We start from the raw sequence: 18,489 nt of genomic DNA, 5'->3' as shown, positions 1-18,489 counted from the left end.
CGCTCCCGTTACAGTTTGACGCCGCTGAAGGACATGAAAGCAAGCGCCATCAAGCCAGCGGTGATAAATGTGATGCCCAGGCCCTGCAGGCCGTCCGGGATATCGGAGTATTTCAGCTTCTCCCGCACACCAGCCATGGCCGTAATCGCCAAAGCCCAGCCAAAGCCGGAAGACAAACCGTAGGTCACGGATTCGCCGAAATTGTAGTCCCGCTCCACCATGAACAGGGATCCGCCTAGGATCGCACAGTTCACCGTGATCAACGGCAGGAAGACGCCAAGCGCGTTGTAGAGCGGCGGAAAGTACTTATCGAGCACCATCTCCAGGATCTGAACCAGAGCTGCAATCACGCCGATGTATGAAATGAGCCCAAGGAAGGTCAGATCTACATTGCTAAAACCGGCCCAAGCCAAGGCGCCGGGGGCCAGGAGATAGGTCAGGATCAGGTTGTTTGCCGGCACTGTGATCGCCTGAACGATCATGACCGAAATTCCAAGGCCAATCGCAGTTGAGATCTTCTTCGAAACAGCGATGAAGGTGCACATGCCCAGGAAGAAGGACAGCGCCAGGTTCTCAACAAAGATGGCCTTTACGGCGAGTGAAAGCATATGTTCCATCAGTGCGCATCCACCGTTTGGATCTTGTACTCGCGCTCTTCAACCTGCTCTGGCTTCCAGGACCGGAACGCCCAGATGATAAGGCCGATAATGAAGAAAGCGGATGGCGGCAGAAGCAGCATGCCGTTCGGGACATACCAACCACCGTTGTTGACGGTCTCGAAAATCGTGATCCCAAACAGGCTGCCGGCACCGAACAGCTCGCGAATAACACCAACCAGCATCAGGATAAGGCCATATCCGAGACCATTGCCTGCACCGTCAATGAAGGAGGCAATCGGCGGGTTCTTCATGGCAAACGCCTCTGCACGGCCCATCACAATACAGTTGGTGATGATCAGGCCCACGAAGACCGAGAGAGTTTTCGAAATCTCGTAGAGATACGCCTTCAGCACCTGATCAACGAGAATCACGAGAGATGCAATGATGACCATCTGCACAATGATCCGGATGGCTCCTGGAATGTGATTGCGCAGCATCGAGATGAACATTGAGGAGAATGCCGTAACGAATATCACCGCAAGTGACATGACAAACGCCACCTGCAACGAAGATGTCACAGCAAGGGCTGAGCAGATCCCGAGAACCTGAAGGGTAATCGGGTTGTTATCGACCAGCGGATCGATAAGCATGCTTCTCTTGGTTTGCGCCATCAGATCTCTCCTGCTTTCAGATTTTCCAGGAAGGGTGCAAATCCGGCCTCGCCCATCCAGAACCGTACCAGGTTGTCGACACCAACCGTCGTCAGAGTTGCGCCTGCCAGCGCATCGACATGATACTCTTCGCCTTGTGGCGGAACGGTCTTGGCGACAGTGATCAGCAGATCTCCACTGTCATCGGAAAGTTTCTTGCCGTTCCACTGCGATTTCCAGCGCGGGTTATCAACCTCGGCTCCGAGGCCCGGGGTCTCACCGTGGCTGTAGAACTGGAGACCAAAGATGTCATTGCCGTTTTCTTCCAGGGCAATGAACCCGTAGAGCGTAGACCAAAGTCCGTAGCCATGGATCGGCAGAATGACTTTGTCGAGACTGCCATCGTCATTCCGCAGCAGATAAACAGTGACGTATTTTGATTGCCGTCCAATGGAAGCCGGGTCGTCCGTCAAAGCAATCGAGGTTTCCGGATCATCTGCTGCAGCGCGATCATCGAAGGTTGCCGGATCAAACTTGTCGGTGAATTTTCCGGTCGCAATCTCAAGAACCTGCGGCTCAAACACCTCAAATGCCTCAGCGACATTCGACCCGGGTTCGTAAAGACCGGCAACCTGAAGGATATTGATCTGCTTATCCTTCAGTTTGTTGACTTCCTGCAGAGGGCGCAGAGAGACAGCCGCCGCAGACACCACCATGGACGCCACCAGACAGATCGACACGGCCACGAAGATGGTCTTCGGGACAGAATCCACCGGCAGATCAAGGAACCGGCGGATGAAGCCTTTGTTTTCTTTATCTTCAGGCATGTCGCTTCGCCCTGCGCTTGATGTTTGCCTGCACTACGAAATAATCGATCAGCGGTGCAAAAACGTTACCGAACAAAATCGCCAGCATCATTCCTTCCGGGAAGGCTGGATTGATAACGCGGATCATCACAACCATCACACCGATCAAGGCACCATAGATGTAGCGGCCAAGATTGGTGTGCGACGCTGAAACCGGCTCTGTGACCATGAAGGCCAAACCAAACGCGTAGCCGCCAATCACCAGATGCCAATACCAAGGCATTGCAAACATCGGGTTGGTGTCGGAGCCAATCAGATTGAGCAGCGTCGAGAATGCGATCATACCAACCAGGCAGCCGACCACCAACCGCCAGTTGGCGATCTTTGTGATCAAAAGGAAGCCAAGTCCGATGAAGCACGCCAATGCCGAGACCTCACCGATGCTGCCCTGTATCGTGCCGAGGAACGCATCCATCCAGCTCACCCCGTGAGCTGCCAACTGCTGGTAACCGTCCGATGCACCAACCGACAAAGCGGTCGCACCCGAGAACCCATCAACCGGTGTCCAGATGGTGTCGCCGGACATTTGCGCCGGGTACGCAAAGTACAGGAATGCGCGGCCTGTCAGCGCCGGGTTCAGAAAGTTCTTGCCTGTTCCACCGAAAACCTCTTTGCCGATCACAACACCAAAGGCGATGCCCAGTGCGACCTGCCACAGCGGTGCAGACGGCGGCAAGATCAGCGCATAAAGCATGGAAGTCACGAGGAATCCCTCGTTCACTTCGTGACCGCGCACCGTTGCAAAGATCACTTCGCAAATGCCGCCGACGACCAGCGTCGTAATGTAAATCGGGAGGAAATAGAGTGCCCCATGCAGGATATTGGCAAGCGGGTTGGCAGGGTTGAACCCGATCCCCAGCGCCTCAATGATCCATGCACGCCAGCCAGATGCCCCATATGTGGCAATTGCTGAATTGACCTGGAAGCCGACGTTGTAAAGACCCACCAGAATACAAGGGATCGTCGCGATGACCACGTAGGTCATGATCCGCTTCATATCGATGTAGGAGCGCGCGTGCGGCGCGGCTGTCGTTACGGTCTTTGGGGTATAGAGAAAGCTCTCTACCATTTCATAAATGGGGAAGAATTTCTCGTACTTGCCGCCCTTGACGAAATTTGGCTCGATGCGGTCGAAGAAGTTGCGCAGACCCAAGGCCTAGCCCTCCTTTTCGATTTTGGTGAGGCAATCGCGAAGCGCCATGCCATATTCATACTTGGCTGGACAAGCAAAGCCCACCAGACCCAAATCTTCTTCATCCAGTTCCAGCGCCCCAAGGGCCTGTGCCTGATCTGTATCCATAACCAGCAGGGAACGCAAAAGCTGGGTGGGTAGAAAATCCTGCGGCATCAATTCCTCAAAGGTGCCAATGGGCACCATAGCGCGCCGTCCACCGTTCAAATTGGACGTCAATGCGTAGAGTTTCTTTGAGAAAGCTGAGCCCAAGACAGGTTGGAGTGCAAACTTGGACGGCATTGGCCGGATCCAGCCCATCGGGATCTGTTTGTGATCTTCCTCAATCAGGGTCATCTGCCGTGTATAGCGTCCTAGATAGGCACTTACGCCCTCCCCCAGTCGGCCGCTCAGCACCGATCCGGAGATCATTCGAACCGGAACATCGCCTGAAATTTCACCGTTACTCAATTCGGTCATTGAAGCACCGGAGATAGTGCGGATCAAACGTGGCCTGGTGCACAGCGGTCCCGACAAGGCAATGATTCTGGAGGAGTCCAGCTTACCGGTTTCCAGAAGACGTCCGATCGCGATGACGTCCTGGTATCCAATGGTCCAGACCGTCTTTTCTGCGCTTGCCGTGTCCAAGAAGTGAATATGCGTTCCTGCAAGTCCGGCGGGATGCGGGCCGGAAAACCCGGCGACTTCGATGCCTGGCATCGTGAGGCCCGGAATGTTGGCTCCGGTTTCACAGCACAGATAGGTCTTGCCCGAACTTAACGTTGCAACCGCGGCAAGGCCTTTTTCAAACGCTTCAGCCTGGTCCGCGATCACGATCGTCGGATCGGCGGTCAATGGCTCCGTGTCCATGGCTGTCACGAAAATGGCAGCAGGACGCGATTCCGGGTCAGGAACTTTCGAATAGGGACGCGTGCGGAATGATGTCCAAAGCCCGGATGCACACAGACGTTCTGTCAGACCTTCCGGCGTTGCGGCATCACCAATGTCTGAGAAGTCAACCGGACCGGCAGCTGTCTCATCAACTTCGATTTCGACGCTGATGAGAATACGGCGTGCACCGCGGTTAACTGCCTTCACCCGGCCAGAAACCGGAGCCGTGACCATGACGTCAGGCGTGTCCTTGTGGAAGAAAACAGGCGCACCCGCCCCGACCGCGTCACCTTCTTGAACGAGCAGACGAGGCTTCAATCCGATATAGTCTGCCGCAATGACTGCAGCGTTCTGGATCTTGTCCTTTGCGTCAATTTCTTGAACCGGCGCTCCCGTGATGGGTAGATCAAGACCTTTTTTCAGCTTAAAACTTTGCACGCATCCGGCCTCCAGAATTCGTTAGGGCGCCATATGCTATGTTTTCACGAGTTGAAAAAGCATTTTTTTGCCCTAGTCGTCCATTTTTTTGTTGAATCGGTCCTGAAAACCAATGAAAAGCGCCGCAGAACGCGCGACACTTTTCGCACATGATCAATCGGAGATGCATACCGTGCCAAACAATATCGTATTTTCCCGGCGCAGCTTCATCCTGATGTCGCTGACCTTGGCGGCCTGTAAAGGTGGATCGGATGTCGTTGAGCTTTCCGGCTCCACGATGGGAACCAACTACACAGTTACCGGGGTTGATCATAATCGGAATGTTGACCCGGCAGCGCTTAAGAAAGCGTTGGAGGCAAGCTTGGCTCAGGTCAATGCCCAAATGTCCAACTGGGACGCATCCTCGGAAGTTTCACGCTTCAATGCGTTTCGCTCCACCGCGCCGGTCACAGTCTCCGAAGGATTTGCGGAAGTTGTCCGCGTTTCTCGTGAGATCAACGCTGCCAGTGCCGGCCAGTTCGACATCACACTTGGCCCAGTAATCGAAGCCTGGGGATTTGGTTCCAAAGGCGGAGGCCGCCCGGCAACAGCTGAAGCAAACGCTTTGGCAGCCGCGCGCAAAGTTTCCGGCCAAACAGATGGCCTCAAAGTTGACGGAACGCAAATCAGCAAGAGCCATCCGGAAGCCGAAATCTACCTGCCATCCATCGGCAAGGGGTTCGGCGTCGACCAGATGGCCAAGGTTGTTGCCTCCTTTGGCATCAGCGATTTCATGGTCGAAATCGGCGGCGACCTCTATGTTTCCGGGCGCAACGCTGACAGCATGGATTGGCAAATCGGAATCGAAACGCCGACCGCTTACACCCGTTCCGCATACCAGGTAGCCAGCGTCACCAACATGGGCATGGCGACATCCGGCGACTACAGAAACTATTTTGAACGCGACGGCGAGCGGTTCTCCCACATCATCGATGCGCACACCGGAGCACCGATCACCCACAAGACGGCATCCGCAACGGTACTTGCTGAAAACACAATGCTTGCGGACGCCTGGTCCACCGCCATGTTGGTGCTCGGAACCGAGCGTGGTTTGGAAATCGCGAATCAACGTGATATTGCTGTTCTGTTCATTGATCGCAGCACCGATGCGGAAAACGGCTTCGCCTCAGTCGCCAGCGACAAGTTCAAGCAACTTCAGGCCTGATAACCGAATCAAAGGGTGTCCATCGTGGAAACGTTTGTTCTGGCTTTCGCGCTGTTCTTGACCATCATCCTTGGTATGGCGATAGGCGTGATTTTTTCTGGCAGAACAATCAAGGGAAGCTGCGGTGGATTGAATGCAATTTCCGGCGCAGACCATTGCATGGTCTGCAAAAAGGAAATCGATCCGGATAGCCCGCTCCGCGACCGCCTGCAGTGCCCACGCGCGCGCAAGCAACTTGCTGAAATGGAAGGCTAACCGGCAGATTCCGCCGGTGCCCATGATCTACTGTACCGGAATAAAGGCGACCAACGCCAAACATCCACCGGCAGCAAGACCGTAGGCCCACAACTGCCAGCTCGGTCCTTCCTTCACCCAAACCCGCCGATATTGGTACCCGGAAAAGCACGCGATGACGAAGATGATCGTCGCGACCAGCGGCGTAAGCGTGAAGTCAGCCAATTTCTAGAGTTCCTTAAACCGCTGAGTTTCGGGTAAGCTGTTCGTCCATGTCATACTTGGACATAGCAACAGGGAGCGATATTCATGCCGAGCTCTTATCAGGCCCCGAGCCGAAAAGACAAGATTCAAGAAAAGACACACAGCCAGACCCCTGTAACCAATGCGTCGGCAGAAACCGCGACCGTCGGCAAGATTTTGGAGTCCAAAGGCAAGGACGTATTTTCCCTGAGGCCCCAAAACACACTTCATGAAGCTGTTGTACAGCTGAAAGAAAAGCGGATTGGCGCCTTGATCGTCAAAGATGCTGCCGGAAAGCTCCAAGGCATCTTGTCTGAACGGGACATCGTGCGGCGTCTTGCAGAGACACCCGGTCAAACACTTTCGCAGAAAGTCGAAGACATCATGACCCGGGACGTAAAAACCTGCTCCCCGGAAGACCGATTGATTTCAGTTCTTCAAACCATGACCAAAGGCAAATTCCGGCACATGCCGGTGGTCAACGGCGATATTGTCGTCGGGATCGTGACGATCGGCGATGTGGTCAATTACCGGCTGCAGGAACTTGAGTACGAATCACTTCAGCTCAAGCAGCTGATCGTCGGCTAACGCTCTTGAAAAAGGCCTCGCGGGGACGTCAAGTCCCGCGAGGCTGATCTGTCGAATGAACAAGCTCTCGATTCTGTCAGAGCTTTCGAACCGGCTTAGGCCGGCATTTTAATTTTACGCAGGTAAGGCAGAACCGCATCAAACGTACCGAACTTTGCCTTCGCGTCTTCATCGCTCACGCTCGGCGGAATGATTACATCCTGGCCAACTTCCCAATTCGCCGGCGTAGCAACACCTTTCGCAGACGTTTGTAGCGCGTCGAGCGCGCGCAGAACTTCGGCAAAGTTCCGGCCGACAGTCATCGGATAGGTCATGGACAGCTTCAACTGCTTGTCCGGACCGATAATGAAAACGGAGCGCACAGTTGCGCTGTCAGCCGGTGTCCGGCCATCCGGCAGGTAAGCTTCAGCCGGCAGCATATCGAACGCTTTCGAGACTGCCAGACCTTCATCGGCAATAATCGGGAAGCCGGCGGCCGCGCCGCCGACTTTCTCAATATCCGTCTTCCATTTCTTGTGATCTTCCGCACTGTCCACGGAAACACCGATGACCTTCGTGCCACGCTTTTCCCACTCAGCCGCCAGCTGCGCTACAGCACCAAATTCAGTGGTGCAAACCGGTGTAAAGTCTTTCGGGTGGCTGAAAAGGATAGCCCAGCTGTCGCCAATCCAGTCGTGAAATGTGATTTGCCCCTGATCCGTTTCAGCGGTGAAATTCGGAACAACATCATTGATACGAAGTGACATGACAAAGGTGTCCTTTCAGCAGAAAACTAAAACATAGCCATCAGCGAGACGGGGCTGAGGCCGCTCTGTGTTACGCCTATGTAAGCGGGAAGACAAACAGAACAATGAGATGGCTTCAAGCTTTCGGCAAAAACTGAAGCAGCGACTTTTTCGCACCCTCGATATGAGCCTTGGTCAACTCGGCCGCCGTGTCAGCCTCACCGCTCTCACAAGCATCAAGAATGGCGAAATGCTCCCGGCCGGCTCGCTCCATCCCATTGCTCATGACAAGTTGAGCCCGGATCTGCCGCTCAACCCGATCGATCGCATTTCCGGCAACTTCCAGGAAGTAACTGAGATTGCTCGCGCTATAGAGCGTCTCATGAAAATCTCTGTTCAGGTTGCCCCATTCCATCGGGTCTTTGGACTCTGAAAATGCGGAACACTTCGCGCGCGCTTGGTCCAGCACTTCTTTGGACATCCTCGGCACAGCGTTCTTGATGATCTCGGGTTCCACAAGTGCTCGAAGGTTGAAGATTTCTTCGACCTCCTCCGGCGACAAACCAGCCACCACCGCACCTTTGTAGCGCTGCGTTTTGACCAGGCCCTGTTCCTCAAGACGTGAGATCGCTTCGCGGACAGGGATCCGGCTCGTGTTGAAAAGGCGCGCGATTTCATCCTGGCGAAGGGGTTCACCCTCTTCGAGCTGCCCTTCGATAATGGCATTCCGCAAAGCATCAAAGACAATCGACGAGGCCGATGCTGTGGCGGAAATATCCATTGATTTCAGTTTCATACCAACGCCTCTCCATTCCCTGCCTTTTTTAATCGAACGCCCCGGCCCGGTACAGCAGGAACTTTTTTGAATATTTTATATTGAATATTGGATCCAATTTGGATTATCAATTTGGCGCTGACCAAAAATCTTCGAAAAGAAGAGGGGAAAATCATGTTCAGGAATTTCACGGCCGCCGCGCTGTTCTCACTCGCAGCCGCGCTTCCAACCCAGGCAGATACGCTCGATGATGTCGTCGATCGCGGGGAGCTGCGCTGCGGCGTTGTGCTCGACTTTCCGCCAATCGGGTATCGGGACGCAAACAACGAACCAGCTGGCTTTGACGTCGACTACTGCAAAGACCTCGCCGCCGCGCTAGAGGTCGAGGCAACCATTTATCCGGTCACCTGGGCCGAGCGCCTGCCAGTTATCGTGACGGGCCGGGCCGATGTTGTCTTTGGGGCAACATCCGACAGTTTGGCGCGCGCACGCACCGTTGGCTTCACAATTCCCTACGCGATCTACTACGCGCAAGGCGTCGTCAACACTGACAGCGGCATCGAATCCTTTGAAGATATCCGTGGCAAGCGTGTTGCGGGTGCCATCGGCACCGTCCCGGAACAAGAATGGCTGAAAATCGCAGAGGAATGGGGTGAAGAGCACCTCTACCAGGGCTATCAGTCCGAAAACGAAGTCTTCCTCGCCGTCGCACAGGGCAAGGCTGACATTGGCATCACGACAAATACGGCCGTAAAGCCAATCACCGAACAATATGACACCGTTCTTGCGGGGCCGCGCATGCCCTGGACCACAGACTACACATCGGTTGTCGGCAAGCGCGAAGACGTGACCTGGCTGAACTTCCTCAACCTCTTTGTCACGCACCAAGTCCGCTCCGGCCGTTATGAGGAGCTCTGGGGCAAATATGTCGGCGGTGAAGCGCCTGAACTGCGCATCCCGGGCGTCATGTACTGACGCCCTGTAGGGCATACCGCCTCTCCCACCGCGGCATGCCCTGCAACCTTGTTCCAGAAAGCACTCGCGGCCTTTGACCCGATCGCTTCGCAAAACCTCAATCCGCAGAACACCAGCCCACTTTGCGCTGGTTCTGCCGGAGCATCCTGAGAATGTTTGACTACAATTTCCATTGGCGGCCGGTGATGAAAAGCCTGCCCGATCTTCTGGAAGCGGGCCTGCTCACGCTGCAAGTCGCCACGCTTTCGATGATCATCGGCATCATCATCGGCCTTGCCTTGGCGCTCATTCGCCTGCACTTGCACGGACCGCTTCATTGGTTCGCATCGGCGTGGATCGAGTTGGCCCGCAACACCCCTGCCCTGTTCCAACTGTTCTTTTTCGGGTTCGGGCTTGGCGCGTTCGGTTTGCACCTGTCGCCGTTCACCATCGTTCTGGCCGGTCTCAGCTTCAATTGCGCCGGATACCTTGCTGAGAATTTTCGCGGCGGGTTTCAGTCGGTCCCCGACACGCAACTGCGCGCGGCGCGCAGTCTCGGCATGTCCGCTTGGCAGGCCTACACCCGGATCATCATCCCGCAAGTGTTCCGCATCGTGTACCACCCGCTCACCAACCAGCTGGTCTGGGCTGTGTTGATGTCTTCGCTCGGCATGCTTGTCGGTTTTCGTGAGCTAAGCGGCGAAACCCAATTCTTCGCCAGCCGGACCTTCCGCATCTTCGAATATTTCGCCGTGACCGCGATCATCTACTACTTGATCGTCAAGGTCATCCTCGGGGCATCCCGGCTCCTCGCCTGGCGTTTGTTCCGGTACTGAGGAGGCTGATATGCAACAATCCATAAGTTTCTTCAGTGGTTTTGGTATCAACGACCTGTGGTTCCTGGGCGAAGCAGCCCTCCGGACCCTCTGGATTTCCGCAGTCTCGATATCCGCCGGCACGGTTCTTGGAATTCTCTTCGGCTGGATCCTCTACGAGACGAAATTCCTCGGCGCTGTCACCCTCGCCCCGGTTCTTGATATCTTCCGCTCCATTCCACTGATCATCCAGCTGGTTCTCTTCTACAATTTCGCTCCGATCATCGGACTGGATTTTGGTCCGTTCGGTTCCGGCGTTGCCGTGTTGACGATCTACACGGCGTCGCTTGTTGCGAACGTTGCCCGCGGCGGCATCGAGGCCGTCGGAAAACCGATGCGCCGGGCGGCCCGTTCACTCGGCATGAGCTACTGGCAGGACATGCGCCATGTGGTTCTCCCGATCGGTGGCCGTGCCGTTTTCCCCTCGTGGGTAGGTGTTGCTCTCGGTGTGATGAAGGACAGCGCGTTGGTCTCTGTCCTTGGCTATGTCGAACTCCTGAAAGCCAGCCAGATCCTCATCACAAGGACACAGGAACCCTTCCTGATCCTCGCTATCGCTGGCGCGTTCTACTTCGCGCTGTCCTATCCGATCTCGCGCTATGCCGCACAACTGGAAAAAAGGTGGGCCCAATGATCGAGATTCGCGGTCTTGAGAAATACTTCGGCGCGCTTCAGGTCCTCAAAGGCATCGACATTGACGTTGCAAAGGGCGAAGTTTTGTCTGTCATTGGAGCATCAGGCTCCGGCAAATCGACGCTGCTCTATTGCATCAATGGCCTCGAACCAATCCAAAAAGGATCTGTTGTTGTCGACGGAACCGATGTCCATGACAAAGCGACCGACATCAACAAACTGCGCCAGAAACTCGGCATGGTGTTTCAGCAATGGAACAGCTTCCCGCATCTAACAGCGCTGGAAAATGTCGCTCTGTCGCCTCGGATTGTAAAAGGCAAGTCGCGGACGGATGCCCAAGGAATTGCCGAACAGCAGCTTAAACATGTTGGATTGGCAGACAAGCTCAATGTCTATCCGAATGCATTATCGGGCGGGCAGCAGCAGCGGCTCGCCATCGCACGCGCCCTTGCGATGGAACCAACCTACATGTTGTTCGATGAGGCTACATCGGCACTCGATCCGGAACTGGTTGGCGAAGTTCTCGATACCATGCGCCTGCTCGCCGAAGAAGGCATGACGATGATCTGCGTGACCCACGAAATGGGCTTCGCGCGTGATGTCTCCGATCGGGTCGCCTATTTTCATCACGGCGTCATGGAAGAGATTGGCCCTCCAGGTCAGGTCTTTGGTGATCCGCAGTCCGAGCACACGCGCAAGTTCCTGTCCAACGTCCGCTAAACAGCACTGTTTCAAAATTCGGCCCCAACGGTTTACGCTCAGAATTTCCGGCGGCCGTCCGGCTCGACTCCAAAGGAGAAGGCAATGTCCTCAAACATCTTTTCAGGCACCATTCCCGCACTGATGACCCCTTGCAACGCAGACCGGACACCGGACTTCGATGCCTTGGTCAAAAAGGGACAAGAACTAATTACAAAGGGCATGTCAGCAGTCGTTTACTGCGGCTCCATGGGCGATTGGCCGCTTTTGACTGATGTAGAACGGATGGAAGGCGTTGAGCGCCTCGTCAAGGCCGGCGTACCGACAATCGTCGGAACAGGTGCGGTCAACACCAAATCCGCAGTGGCCCATGCGGCCCACGCGGCAAAGGTCGGGGCCCATGGCTTGATGGTGATCCCACGGGTCCTGTCCCGCGGCATTTCTCCGATTGCCCAGCGCAACCATTTCAGCGCTATCTTGTCTGCTGCGCCAAACCTTCCGGCCGTCATCTACAACAGCCCCTATTATGGTTTTGCGACCCGCGCCGATCTGTTCTTTGAATTGCGCAAGGAGTTCCCGAGCCTGATCGGCTTCAAGGAATTCGGCGGTCACGATGACCTGCGCTATGCGGCGGAAAACATCACGTCCCAGGACGCTGATGTAACTTTGATGGTGGGGGTCGACACAGCTGTCTACCACGGCTTCGTCAATTGCGGTGCAACCGGAGCCATCACCGGCATTGGCAATGCCCTTCCGGATGCCGTTCTGCATCTTGTGGCTCTCTGCAAAAAAGCAGCGGAAGGAAACGCCGAAGCGCGGACCCGCGCGAAAGAACTGGAAGAAGCGCTTGGTGTCCTTTCCAGCTTCGATGAAGGGCCGGATCTTGTGCTCTACTACAAGCACCTGATGGTGCTGAACGGCGAAGACGAATACCGGCTGCATTTCAATGAAACCGACGCTCTGACGGATGCACAACGCGGTTACATCGAAGCACAATATCAGCTTTTCAAAGCCTGGTATGCCGACTGGTGTGGACAAGGCGGAGTGCTAGCGGAATGCGCGTAATCGACAGCCATACCGCAGGCGAACCAACCCGGCTGGTGGTGGATGGAGGTCCGGATCTTGGGTCCGGTTCCCTGACCGAAAAGGCTGCCCGGCTGGAAGCCGAGCATATGGATTTCTGCGCTTCCATCGTGCTCGAGCCGCGCGGCCATGATGCGATCATTGGCGCCTTGCTACTGCCGCCGAGCCAGCCGGATTGCACCGCGGCCGTGATCTATTTCAACAACCTGCAAAACCTTGGCATGTGCGGACACGCGACCATTGGCCTTGCGGCAACACTGGCGCACATGGGCCGGATTGCACCCGGCCGGCACAAGTTTGAGACACCGGTTGGCATCGTGGACGTGGATCTCCAGGACGCCAACACCGTGTCCGTGGTGAACGTTGAAAGCTATCGCCTTCACAAGGGCATTTCGGTTGACGTTCCGGGCCAGGGCAAAGTTACCGGAGATGTTGCCTGGGGCGGGAACTGGTTCTTTCTCGTCAAGGACAGCCCGATTGAGCTCACACTGGACAACGTTTCGGCCCTGACGGCCTACACAAAGAGCATCCGGCAAGCGCTCGAAAATGCGGGCGTAACAGGTACGGGTGGTGCCTGGATTGATCACATCGAACTCTTCGGACCACCGAAAGGTCCAACCGCACAGAGCAGAAATTTCGTGCTGTGCCCCGGCGGTGCTTATGACCGCTCCCCCTGCGGCACGGGATGTTCTGCCAAACTTGCCTGTCTTGCAGAAGACGGTGTGCTTGCACCTGGAGAAGACTGGATTCAGGAAAGTGTCATCGGCAGCACTTACCGGATCAGCTACCAACCGGGCACCAGCAAAGGCGTCATTCCAACGATCACCGGACAGGCCTTTGTCACCTCCGACGCGCACCTGATTTTCAATCCTGCCGATCCCTACCGCTTCGGGATCCGGCCCTAAAATTGGACAACCTCATGGATTATAATAACTTTATCGGTGGAGCATGGCTAGCGACAGCCGAGAGCACTCCCAACGTGAACCCGTCGGACACGACCGACATTCTTGGCCATGCAGCGAAGGGGACTGTGGCGGATCTCGACAAGGCCATCGGCGCAGCGCATGCAGCAGCTCCAGAGTGGGCTGCGTCCACGCCACAGCAACGTTTCGACGTGCTCGATTTCATCGGAACGGAAATTCTGGCGCGCAAGGAAGAGCTCGGCACGTTGCTTTCCAGGGAGGAAGGCAAGACACTGCCAGAGGGTATTGGTGAAGCCGCGCGTGCGGGCCAGATCTTCAAGTTCTTTGCCGGCGAAGCGCTTCGCCAAACGGGTGACCGGCTCGATTCTGTCCGGCCTGGCGTGGAGATCGATATCACCCGCGCACCGGTCGGCGTCATCGGATTGATCACACCATGGAATTTTCCGATCGCCATTCCAGCCTGGAAGCTCGCACCGGCGCTTTGCTACGGCAACACCGTCATCTTGAAACCGGCGGAACTGGTGCCTGGATGCGCCCATGCGCTGGTCGAGATCATTTCCCGATCCGGCTTGCCAGTTGGTGTCGTAAACTTGGTCATGGGCCGGGGCTCGGAACTCGGCCCGCGCATGATCGACAGCGACAAGGTCAACGCGATTTCCTTCACCGGCTCGGTGCCGACGGGCCGCGGGATCGCTGCGGCCTGCGGAGCAAACCTAAAAAAGGTTCAGCTGGAAATGGGTGGCAAGAACCCGATGGTGGTTCTAGACGACGCAGATTTGGAACTTGCCGTCGATGCCTGCTTGAATGGTGCTTTCTTCTCCACTGGTCAGCGCTGCACCGCTGGCTCCCGGTTGATCGTAACGGAGAAGATCCACGATCAGTTTGTGGCAACGCTCTACGATCGGATGATGGCGCTCAAGGTCGGTCATGCCTTAGAATCCGGCATACAGATGGGCCCCGTGGTCGATCAACGTCAGCTCGAGCAGAACCTTTCCTATGTCGACATCGCGGGCAACGAAGGTGGCAAGGTTCTGGGCGGCCAACAACTGAAGCTCGCCACAAGTGGTTTCTTTATGGCTCCGGCCTTGATCACGGAAACCACCAACGCCATGCGGATCAACCGTGAGGAAGTGTTTGGGCCGGTCGCGTCCGTCATCAGGGTCAAGGACTATGACGAAGCCCTTGCCACCGCCAATGATACGGAATTCGGTCTCAGCGCAGGCATCTGCACCACCTCGCTGAAACACGCGCAACATTTCAAAAGGAATGCCCAAGCCGGAATGGTGATGGTCAATCTTCCAACCGCTGGCGTCGACTACCACGTTCCGTTTGGCGGAACGAAAGGCTCCAGCTTTGGCTCCCGCGAGCAGGGACGCTACGCCGCGGAATTCTATACGACGGTTAAGACTGCGTACACCCTCCCATAAGCCTGTTCCTGTCCCGCCAATGACCGCCCGGCGGGACAGCCACTCAAGTTTCAAGTGGATCCCAACGTGCAAGACGTGATTGTCATCGGAGCCGGCGTTATCGGCATCTCCGCAGCCCTCGCCCTTCAGGCGGACGGCTGCAAGGTGACCGTCCTCGACCGGCAAGACAGCAGTCCAAGAGCCTCGGACATGAACGCCGGTGCTTTTGCCTTTGCGGACATCATGCCGCTTGCCGCGCCTGGCATCATGCGCAAGGCGCCCAAGTGGCTACTGGATCCCTTGGGACCTTTGTCCGTTCCCCCTGCTTATGCGTTCAATATCCTTCCCTGGCTGGTTCGCTTCTGGCGGGCCAGCATGCCCGACAGGTATAAGAAAAGCCTCGCGGCACAGGCCAGTTTGATGAAGCTGTCGCAGAGCGCGCTGGAAAGACTGATCAGCGACACTTCAGCTGACGAGCTGATCCGCAGAGACGGCCAGTTGCAGCTTTACGAGAGTGAACAGGAGTTTCAGGCTAGTTTGCCCGATTGGGAGTTGCGCCGGAAACATGGGGTCAATTTCACGCTTCTAAAGTCCGCGGAAGAGATCGCGGACATTCAGCCCGGCATCGATAGTCGCTTTTCTTTCGCCGGCTTCACGCCGGATTGGATCAACACCTGTGATCCAGCGGCCTGGCTTTCCCATTTGACGGCTGCCTTCCGCTCGCGCGGCGGAAACGTGATCGAAGCAAATGCAACGCAGCTCCGGTCAACGGGCAACGGGGTTGAGATCCAATCAGTAAATGGGACCCACTTCGCGTCGCAGGTGATTGTTGCTGCCGGTGCCTGGTCGCACCAATTGGCCAAGACGCTCGGCGACACAATCCCGCTGGAAACCGAGCGCGGTTACAACACAACACTTCCGGCAACTGACTTCGATCTGAAGACGCACCTCACCTTCCCGGGCCATGGCTTTGTCGTCACCCGCACTAACGACGGCATCCGGGTCGGCGGGGCAGTTGAATTGGGCGGCTTGAAGCTTCCCGCCAACTACAAGCGGGCCGAGATCCTTCTTAAGAAGGCAAGATCCTTTTTACCCGAGCTCGATAAGAAAACCGGACACCAATGGATGGGTTTTCGCCCTTCCTTACCGGACAGCCTTCCGGTGATCGGGCCCTCATCGAAAGACAAACGGATCATCTACGCCTTCGGGCACGGCCATCTCGGACTGACCCAATCAGCCGGCACCGCCGAACTGGTCCGTGCGCTTGCAAACAAAACACGACCACCAATCGATATTGCGGCGTATTCGCCAGACCGCTTTTGAACCCCTTCATCGGAGGAACACCATGAAAATTACCGCGATCAATGTCTACCAGGTGGATCTTCCCCTAAAGGAGGGCCGGTACAGCTGGTCGAACGGCAATTACATTGATGTCTTCGACAGCACGGTTGTTGAGCTTTTGACCGATGATGGCCTCAAAGGCTATGCGGAATGCTGTCCGCTCGGATCAGCCTATCTGCCAAGTTATGCCCTTGGCGTGCGCTCAGGTATCCAGGAGCTGGCACCGCATCTGATCGGCCTGGATCCACTCAATATCGGCGAAGTCAATCGCGTTATGGACGTAGCCTTGCGCGGTCATCCTTACGCAAAAGCGCCAATCGACATCGCCTGCTGGGATCTCCTGGGCAAGGCAACCGGCCAACCGGTCTATACGCTGCTGGGTGGCGCAGCGCAGGACGATGTTGTGCTCTACCGGGCGATCAGCCAGGAAGCACCCGAAACCATGGCCGCCAAGATCGAAGGCTATGCGGCAGAAGGCTACACCAAGTTCCAGCTGAAAGTCGGCGGCGACGCCAATGACGATATCGAGCGCATTCGAGCCACACGAGCGGTCTTGAAACCCTCCGACATTTTGGTCGCAGACGCAAACACAGGCTGGACCCGGCATGAGGCGGCACGTGTTGTTGGCGCGGTCTCTGCGCTGGATGTCTATATCGAGCAACCCTGCCTGACATACGAAGAGAGCGTGTCCATCAGGCGCCGCACGGCCCTGCCGTTCATTCTGGATGAAGTCATCGACGGGCCGAACATGCTGGTCCGCGGCCTCGCCGAAGATACCATGGATTGCATCAATTTGAAGATTTCGAAGGTCGGCGGCCTGACGAAGGCCAAGCTGATGCGGGATTTGTGTGTTGTGCACGGCATCCCGATGACCATCGAAGACACATGGGGCGGCGACATCACCACGGCGACGATCGCCCATCTGGCCCGGTCGACGCCAGTGGAGTTCTCGTTCTCCGCGACCGACTTCAACAGCTATGGCACAGTCGATATCGCTGAGGGGGCACCAAAACGCGAGAACGGCCGAATGACCGCTTCAAACCGGCCAGGCCTCGGCATCACACCGATCTTCGACGCGCTTGGCGATCCCGTCGCCTCCTATTCGTGAGGTATCCATATGCGCAGCTTGAAAACCGTGCACGTGATTTCCTGCCATGCCGAGGGTGAAGTCGGAGATGTGATTGTTGGCGGTGTCGCGCCGCCCCCTGGTGAAACTCTCTGGGATCAGCGCAGCTTCATCGCGCAGGATCAGACCCTTCGAAACTTCGTCTTGAACGAGCCGCGAGGCGGTGTCTTCCGGCATGTTAATCTTCTGGTGCCCCCGAAACATCCGGATGCCGATGCAGCTTTCATCATCATGGAGCCGGAAGATACGCCCCCCATGTCCGGCTCCAATTCGATCTGCGTCTCGACGGTCCTTTTGGACAGCGGCATCATCGAAATGAAAGAGCCGGTCACCGAGCTCACTCTGGAAGCACCGGGCGGGCTGGTGCGCGTGCGGGCCGACTGCCGAAATGGCAAGGCTGAGCGTATCCATGTCCGGAACGTTGCCAGCTTTGCCGACAAGCTGTCCGTCCCACTGGAAGTCGAGGGACTTGGCACGTTGACGGTCGATACGGCCTTTGGCGGCGACAGTTTCGTGGTTGTCGATGCAGCGTCACTCGGATTTGAAATTACAGAGAGCGAGGCGAAAGACATCGCCCATCTCGGCGTCCGCATCACCAATGCCGCCAATGAACAACTGGGGTTCAAGCATCCCAAGATGCCGGACTGGTCCCACATTTCCTTTTGCGCGTTTGCAGGAAGCCTGTCGGAAACCCCAACAGGCCTTGCGGCTCGGTCCGCTGTTGCCATTCAACCGGGCAAAGTCGACCGTTCACCCACCGGAACAGCCGTATCCGCGCGGATGGCTCTGCTCCATTCCCGCGGTCACATGAAAGCCGGGCAGACCTTTGAAGCGACATCCATCATCGGCTCGACATTCACGGGAAATATTTCCGAAGAAACATCGGTTGGCGGAAAGGCTGCCATTCTCCCCGAGATCAGCGGCCGCGGATGGATCACCGGGATCCACCAGCACATGCTGGATCCGGATGATCCCTGGCCCACCGGTTACCGCCTCAGCGACACCTGGGGGGCTTAAGCGCCAGAGAAATCATTCGCGGAGAGCGGTCATCGCCTTCCTTGGAGA

Annotated in this window: 21 protein-coding genes; 13 read left to right on the top strand and 8 right to left on the bottom strand. The window is 56.3% G+C overall.

Annotated elements, in window-relative coordinates; genetic code table 11:
- Positions 1–8: 8 nt before the first annotated feature.
- The 5 genes from nqrE to ACQY4Z_RS16610 are packed head-to-tail and all read right to left on the bottom strand — an operon-like array spanning position 9 to position 4,615.
- The gene (nqrE, locus tag ACQY4Z_RS16630) at positions 9–617 is read right to left on the bottom strand and encodes an NADH:ubiquinone reductase (Na(+)-transporting) subunit E (protein ID WP_008195880.1); all 609 of its coding nucleotides are present in this window, start codon (positions 615–617) and stop codon (positions 9–11) included.
- Complete coding sequence (locus ACQY4Z_RS16625) at positions 617–1,270, bottom strand: NADH:ubiquinone reductase (Na(+)-transporting) subunit D (RefSeq protein WP_055670668.1); 654 nt, start codon at positions 1,268–1,270, stop codon at positions 617–619. Before ACQY4Z_RS16625 ends, nqrE begins: the two co-directional genes overlap by 1 nt.
- Positions 1,270–2,076 carry a Na(+)-translocating NADH-quinone reductase subunit C gene (locus ACQY4Z_RS16620; protein ID WP_428523065.1) on the bottom strand — a complete coding sequence of 269 codons (807 nt, stop codon included), beginning with the start codon at positions 2,074–2,076 and terminating at the stop codon, positions 1,270–1,272. The genes ACQY4Z_RS16625 and ACQY4Z_RS16620 overlap by 1 nt, the downstream gene beginning before the upstream one ends.
- Complete coding sequence (locus ACQY4Z_RS16615; protein ID WP_428523063.1) at positions 2,069–3,268, bottom strand: NADH:ubiquinone reductase (Na(+)-transporting) subunit B; 1,200 nt, start codon at positions 3,266–3,268, stop codon at positions 2,069–2,071. Before ACQY4Z_RS16615 ends, ACQY4Z_RS16620 begins: the two co-directional genes overlap by 8 nt.
- Before the next feature lie 3 nt (positions 3,269–3,271).
- Entirely contained in the window at positions 3,272–4,615 is a 1,344-nt protein-coding gene (locus tag ACQY4Z_RS16610; protein ID WP_428523061.1) for a Na(+)-translocating NADH-quinone reductase subunit A, read from the bottom strand.
- A gap of 163 nt (positions 4,616–4,778) precedes the next feature.
- Here ACQY4Z_RS16610 and ACQY4Z_RS16605 point away from each other — a divergent pair, with 163 nt between their 5' ends.
- Both ACQY4Z_RS16605 and nqrM read left to right on the top strand, forming a co-directional pair.
- A complete protein-coding gene (locus tag ACQY4Z_RS16605) occupies positions 4,779–5,819 on the top strand; it encodes an FAD:protein FMN transferase (protein ID WP_428529588.1) in 1,041 nt (346 codons plus the stop codon).
- A 24-nt stretch (positions 5,820–5,843) separates the two neighbouring features.
- Positions 5,844–6,074: a (Na+)-NQR maturation NqrM gene (gene nqrM, locus ACQY4Z_RS16600; protein ID WP_428523059.1), complete on the top strand. Its 231-nt coding sequence runs from the start codon at positions 5,844–5,846 to the stop codon at positions 6,072–6,074.
- A gap of 27 nt (positions 6,075–6,101) precedes the next feature.
- Here the strand turns inward: nqrM and ACQY4Z_RS16595 are convergent, their stop codons facing one another.
- On the bottom strand, positions 6,102–6,278 hold the full coding sequence (locus tag ACQY4Z_RS16595) for a hypothetical protein (protein ID WP_209174591.1): 177 nt from the start codon (positions 6,276–6,278) through the stop codon (positions 6,102–6,104).
- 84 nt (positions 6,279–6,362) lie between these two features.
- Here ACQY4Z_RS16595 and ACQY4Z_RS16590 point away from each other — a divergent pair, with 84 nt between their 5' ends.
- A complete protein-coding gene (locus tag ACQY4Z_RS16590) occupies positions 6,363–6,884 on the top strand; it encodes a CBS domain-containing protein (RefSeq protein ID WP_133951880.1) in 522 nt (173 codons plus the stop codon).
- Between the two features lie 95 nt (positions 6,885–6,979).
- Here the strand turns inward: ACQY4Z_RS16590 and ACQY4Z_RS16585 are convergent, their stop codons facing one another.
- Entirely contained in the window at positions 6,980–7,630 is a 651-nt protein-coding gene (locus tag ACQY4Z_RS16585) for a peroxiredoxin (protein ID WP_428523056.1), read from the bottom strand.
- 115 nt (positions 7,631–7,745) lie between these two features.
- Positions 7,746–8,405: a GntR family transcriptional regulator gene (locus ACQY4Z_RS16580; protein WP_428523054.1), complete on the bottom strand. Its 660-nt coding sequence runs from the start codon at positions 8,403–8,405 to the stop codon at positions 7,746–7,748.
- A 153-nt stretch (positions 8,406–8,558) separates the two neighbouring features.
- Between ACQY4Z_RS16580 and ACQY4Z_RS16575 the strand changes: the two genes are divergently transcribed.
- From ACQY4Z_RS16575 to ACQY4Z_RS16530, 10 genes are all read left to right on the top strand, one after another.
- Positions 8,559–9,359 (top strand): transporter substrate-binding domain-containing protein, encoded by an 801-nt coding sequence (locus ACQY4Z_RS16575; RefSeq protein WP_428523052.1) that lies wholly within the window; start codon positions 8,559–8,561, stop codon positions 9,357–9,359.
- Between the two features lie 152 nt (positions 9,360–9,511).
- Positions 9,512–10,174 carry an amino acid ABC transporter permease gene (locus ACQY4Z_RS16570; RefSeq protein WP_428523050.1) on the top strand — a complete coding sequence of 221 codons (663 nt, stop codon included), beginning with the start codon at positions 9,512–9,514 and terminating at the stop codon, positions 10,172–10,174.
- A 10-nt stretch (positions 10,175–10,184) separates the two neighbouring features.
- Positions 10,185–10,847, top strand: coding sequence for an amino acid ABC transporter permease (locus ACQY4Z_RS16565; RefSeq protein ID WP_428523048.1), 663 nt, complete (start codon positions 10,185–10,187; stop codon positions 10,845–10,847).
- The gene (locus tag ACQY4Z_RS16560; RefSeq protein ID WP_428523046.1) at positions 10,844–11,566 is read left to right on the top strand and encodes an amino acid ABC transporter ATP-binding protein; all 723 of its coding nucleotides are present in this window, start codon (positions 10,844–10,846) and stop codon (positions 11,564–11,566) included. Before ACQY4Z_RS16565 ends, ACQY4Z_RS16560 begins: the two co-directional genes overlap by 4 nt.
- A gap of 84 nt (positions 11,567–11,650) precedes the next feature.
- A complete protein-coding gene (locus ACQY4Z_RS16555) occupies positions 11,651–12,610 on the top strand; it encodes a dihydrodipicolinate synthase family protein (protein ID WP_428523044.1) in 960 nt (319 codons plus the stop codon).
- Positions 12,601–13,533, top strand: coding sequence for a proline racemase family protein (locus ACQY4Z_RS16550; protein WP_428523042.1), 933 nt, complete (start codon positions 12,601–12,603; stop codon positions 13,531–13,533). Before ACQY4Z_RS16555 ends, ACQY4Z_RS16550 begins: the two co-directional genes overlap by 10 nt.
- A gap of 14 nt (positions 13,534–13,547) precedes the next feature.
- A complete protein-coding gene (locus ACQY4Z_RS16545; protein WP_306147576.1) occupies positions 13,548–14,978 on the top strand; it encodes an aldehyde dehydrogenase family protein in 1,431 nt (476 codons plus the stop codon).
- 66 nt (positions 14,979–15,044) lie between these two features.
- Positions 15,045–16,280, top strand: a complete 1,236-nt coding sequence (locus ACQY4Z_RS16540; RefSeq protein ID WP_428523040.1) for an NAD(P)/FAD-dependent oxidoreductase — start codon at positions 15,045–15,047, stop codon at positions 16,278–16,280.
- 22 nt (positions 16,281–16,302) lie between these two features.
- Positions 16,303–17,406, top strand: a complete 1,104-nt coding sequence (locus tag ACQY4Z_RS16535; protein ID WP_428523038.1) for a cis-3-hydroxy-L-proline dehydratase — start codon at positions 16,303–16,305, stop codon at positions 17,404–17,406.
- Positions 17,407–17,415: 9 nt separating this feature from the next.
- A complete protein-coding gene (locus ACQY4Z_RS16530; protein ID WP_428523036.1) occupies positions 17,416–18,441 on the top strand; it encodes a trans-3-hydroxy-L-proline dehydratase in 1,026 nt (341 codons plus the stop codon).
- The last annotated feature ends 48 nt before the right edge of the window (positions 18,442–18,489 follow it).

The sequence above is a fragment of the Roseibium sp. genome (assembly GCF_965276855.1).
Taxonomy (GTDB): Bacteria; Pseudomonadota; Alphaproteobacteria; order Rhizobiales; family Stappiaceae; genus Roseibium.
This window is presented reverse-complemented; position numbering and strand designations above follow the sequence as displayed.

Coding starts and splice junctions, on each gene's coding strand:
- ACQY4Z_RS16580 (WP_428523054.1), bottom strand. CDS start 8,405: ATGAAACTGAAATCAATGGATATTTCCGCCACAGCATCGGCCTCGTCG.
- ACQY4Z_RS16575 (WP_428523052.1), top strand. CDS start 8,559: ATGTTCAGGAATTTCACGGCCGCCGCGCTGTTCTCACTCGCAGCCGCG.
- ACQY4Z_RS16565 (WP_428523048.1), top strand. CDS start 10,185: ATGCAACAATCCATAAGTTTCTTCAGTGGTTTTGGTATCAACGACCTG.
- ACQY4Z_RS16625 (WP_055670668.1), bottom strand. CDS start 1,270: ATGGCGCAAACCAAGAGAAGCATGCTTATCGATCCGCTGGTCGATAAC.
- ACQY4Z_RS16555 (WP_428523044.1), top strand. CDS start 11,651: ATGTCCTCAAACATCTTTTCAGGCACCATTCCCGCACTGATGACCCCT.
- ACQY4Z_RS16560 (WP_428523046.1), top strand. CDS start 10,844: ATGATCGAGATTCGCGGTCTTGAGAAATACTTCGGCGCGCTTCAGGTC.
- ACQY4Z_RS16550 (WP_428523042.1), top strand. CDS start 12,601: ATGCGCGTAATCGACAGCCATACCGCAGGCGAACCAACCCGGCTGGTG.
- nqrE (WP_008195880.1), bottom strand. CDS start 617: ATGGAACATATGCTTTCACTCGCCGTAAAGGCCATCTTTGTTGAGAAC.
- ACQY4Z_RS16620 (WP_428523065.1), bottom strand. CDS start 2,076: ATGCCTGAAGATAAAGAAAACAAAGGCTTCATCCGCCGGTTCCTTGAT.
- ACQY4Z_RS16570 (WP_428523050.1), top strand. CDS start 9,512: ATGTTTGACTACAATTTCCATTGGCGGCCGGTGATGAAAAGCCTGCCC.
- ACQY4Z_RS16590 (WP_133951880.1), top strand. CDS start 6,363: ATGCCGAGCTCTTATCAGGCCCCGAGCCGAAAAGACAAGATTCAAGAA.
- ACQY4Z_RS16585 (WP_428523056.1), bottom strand. CDS start 7,630: ATGTCACTTCGTATCAATGATGTTGTTCCGAATTTCACCGCTGAAACG.
- ACQY4Z_RS16605 (WP_428529588.1), top strand. CDS start 4,779: ATGCATACCGTGCCAAACAATATCGTATTTTCCCGGCGCAGCTTCATC.
- ACQY4Z_RS16535 (WP_428523038.1), top strand. CDS start 16,303: ATGAAAATTACCGCGATCAATGTCTACCAGGTGGATCTTCCCCTAAAG.
- ACQY4Z_RS16545 (WP_306147576.1), top strand. CDS start 13,548: ATGGATTATAATAACTTTATCGGTGGAGCATGGCTAGCGACAGCCGAG.
- ACQY4Z_RS16530 (WP_428523036.1), top strand. CDS start 17,416: ATGCGCAGCTTGAAAACCGTGCACGTGATTTCCTGCCATGCCGAGGGT.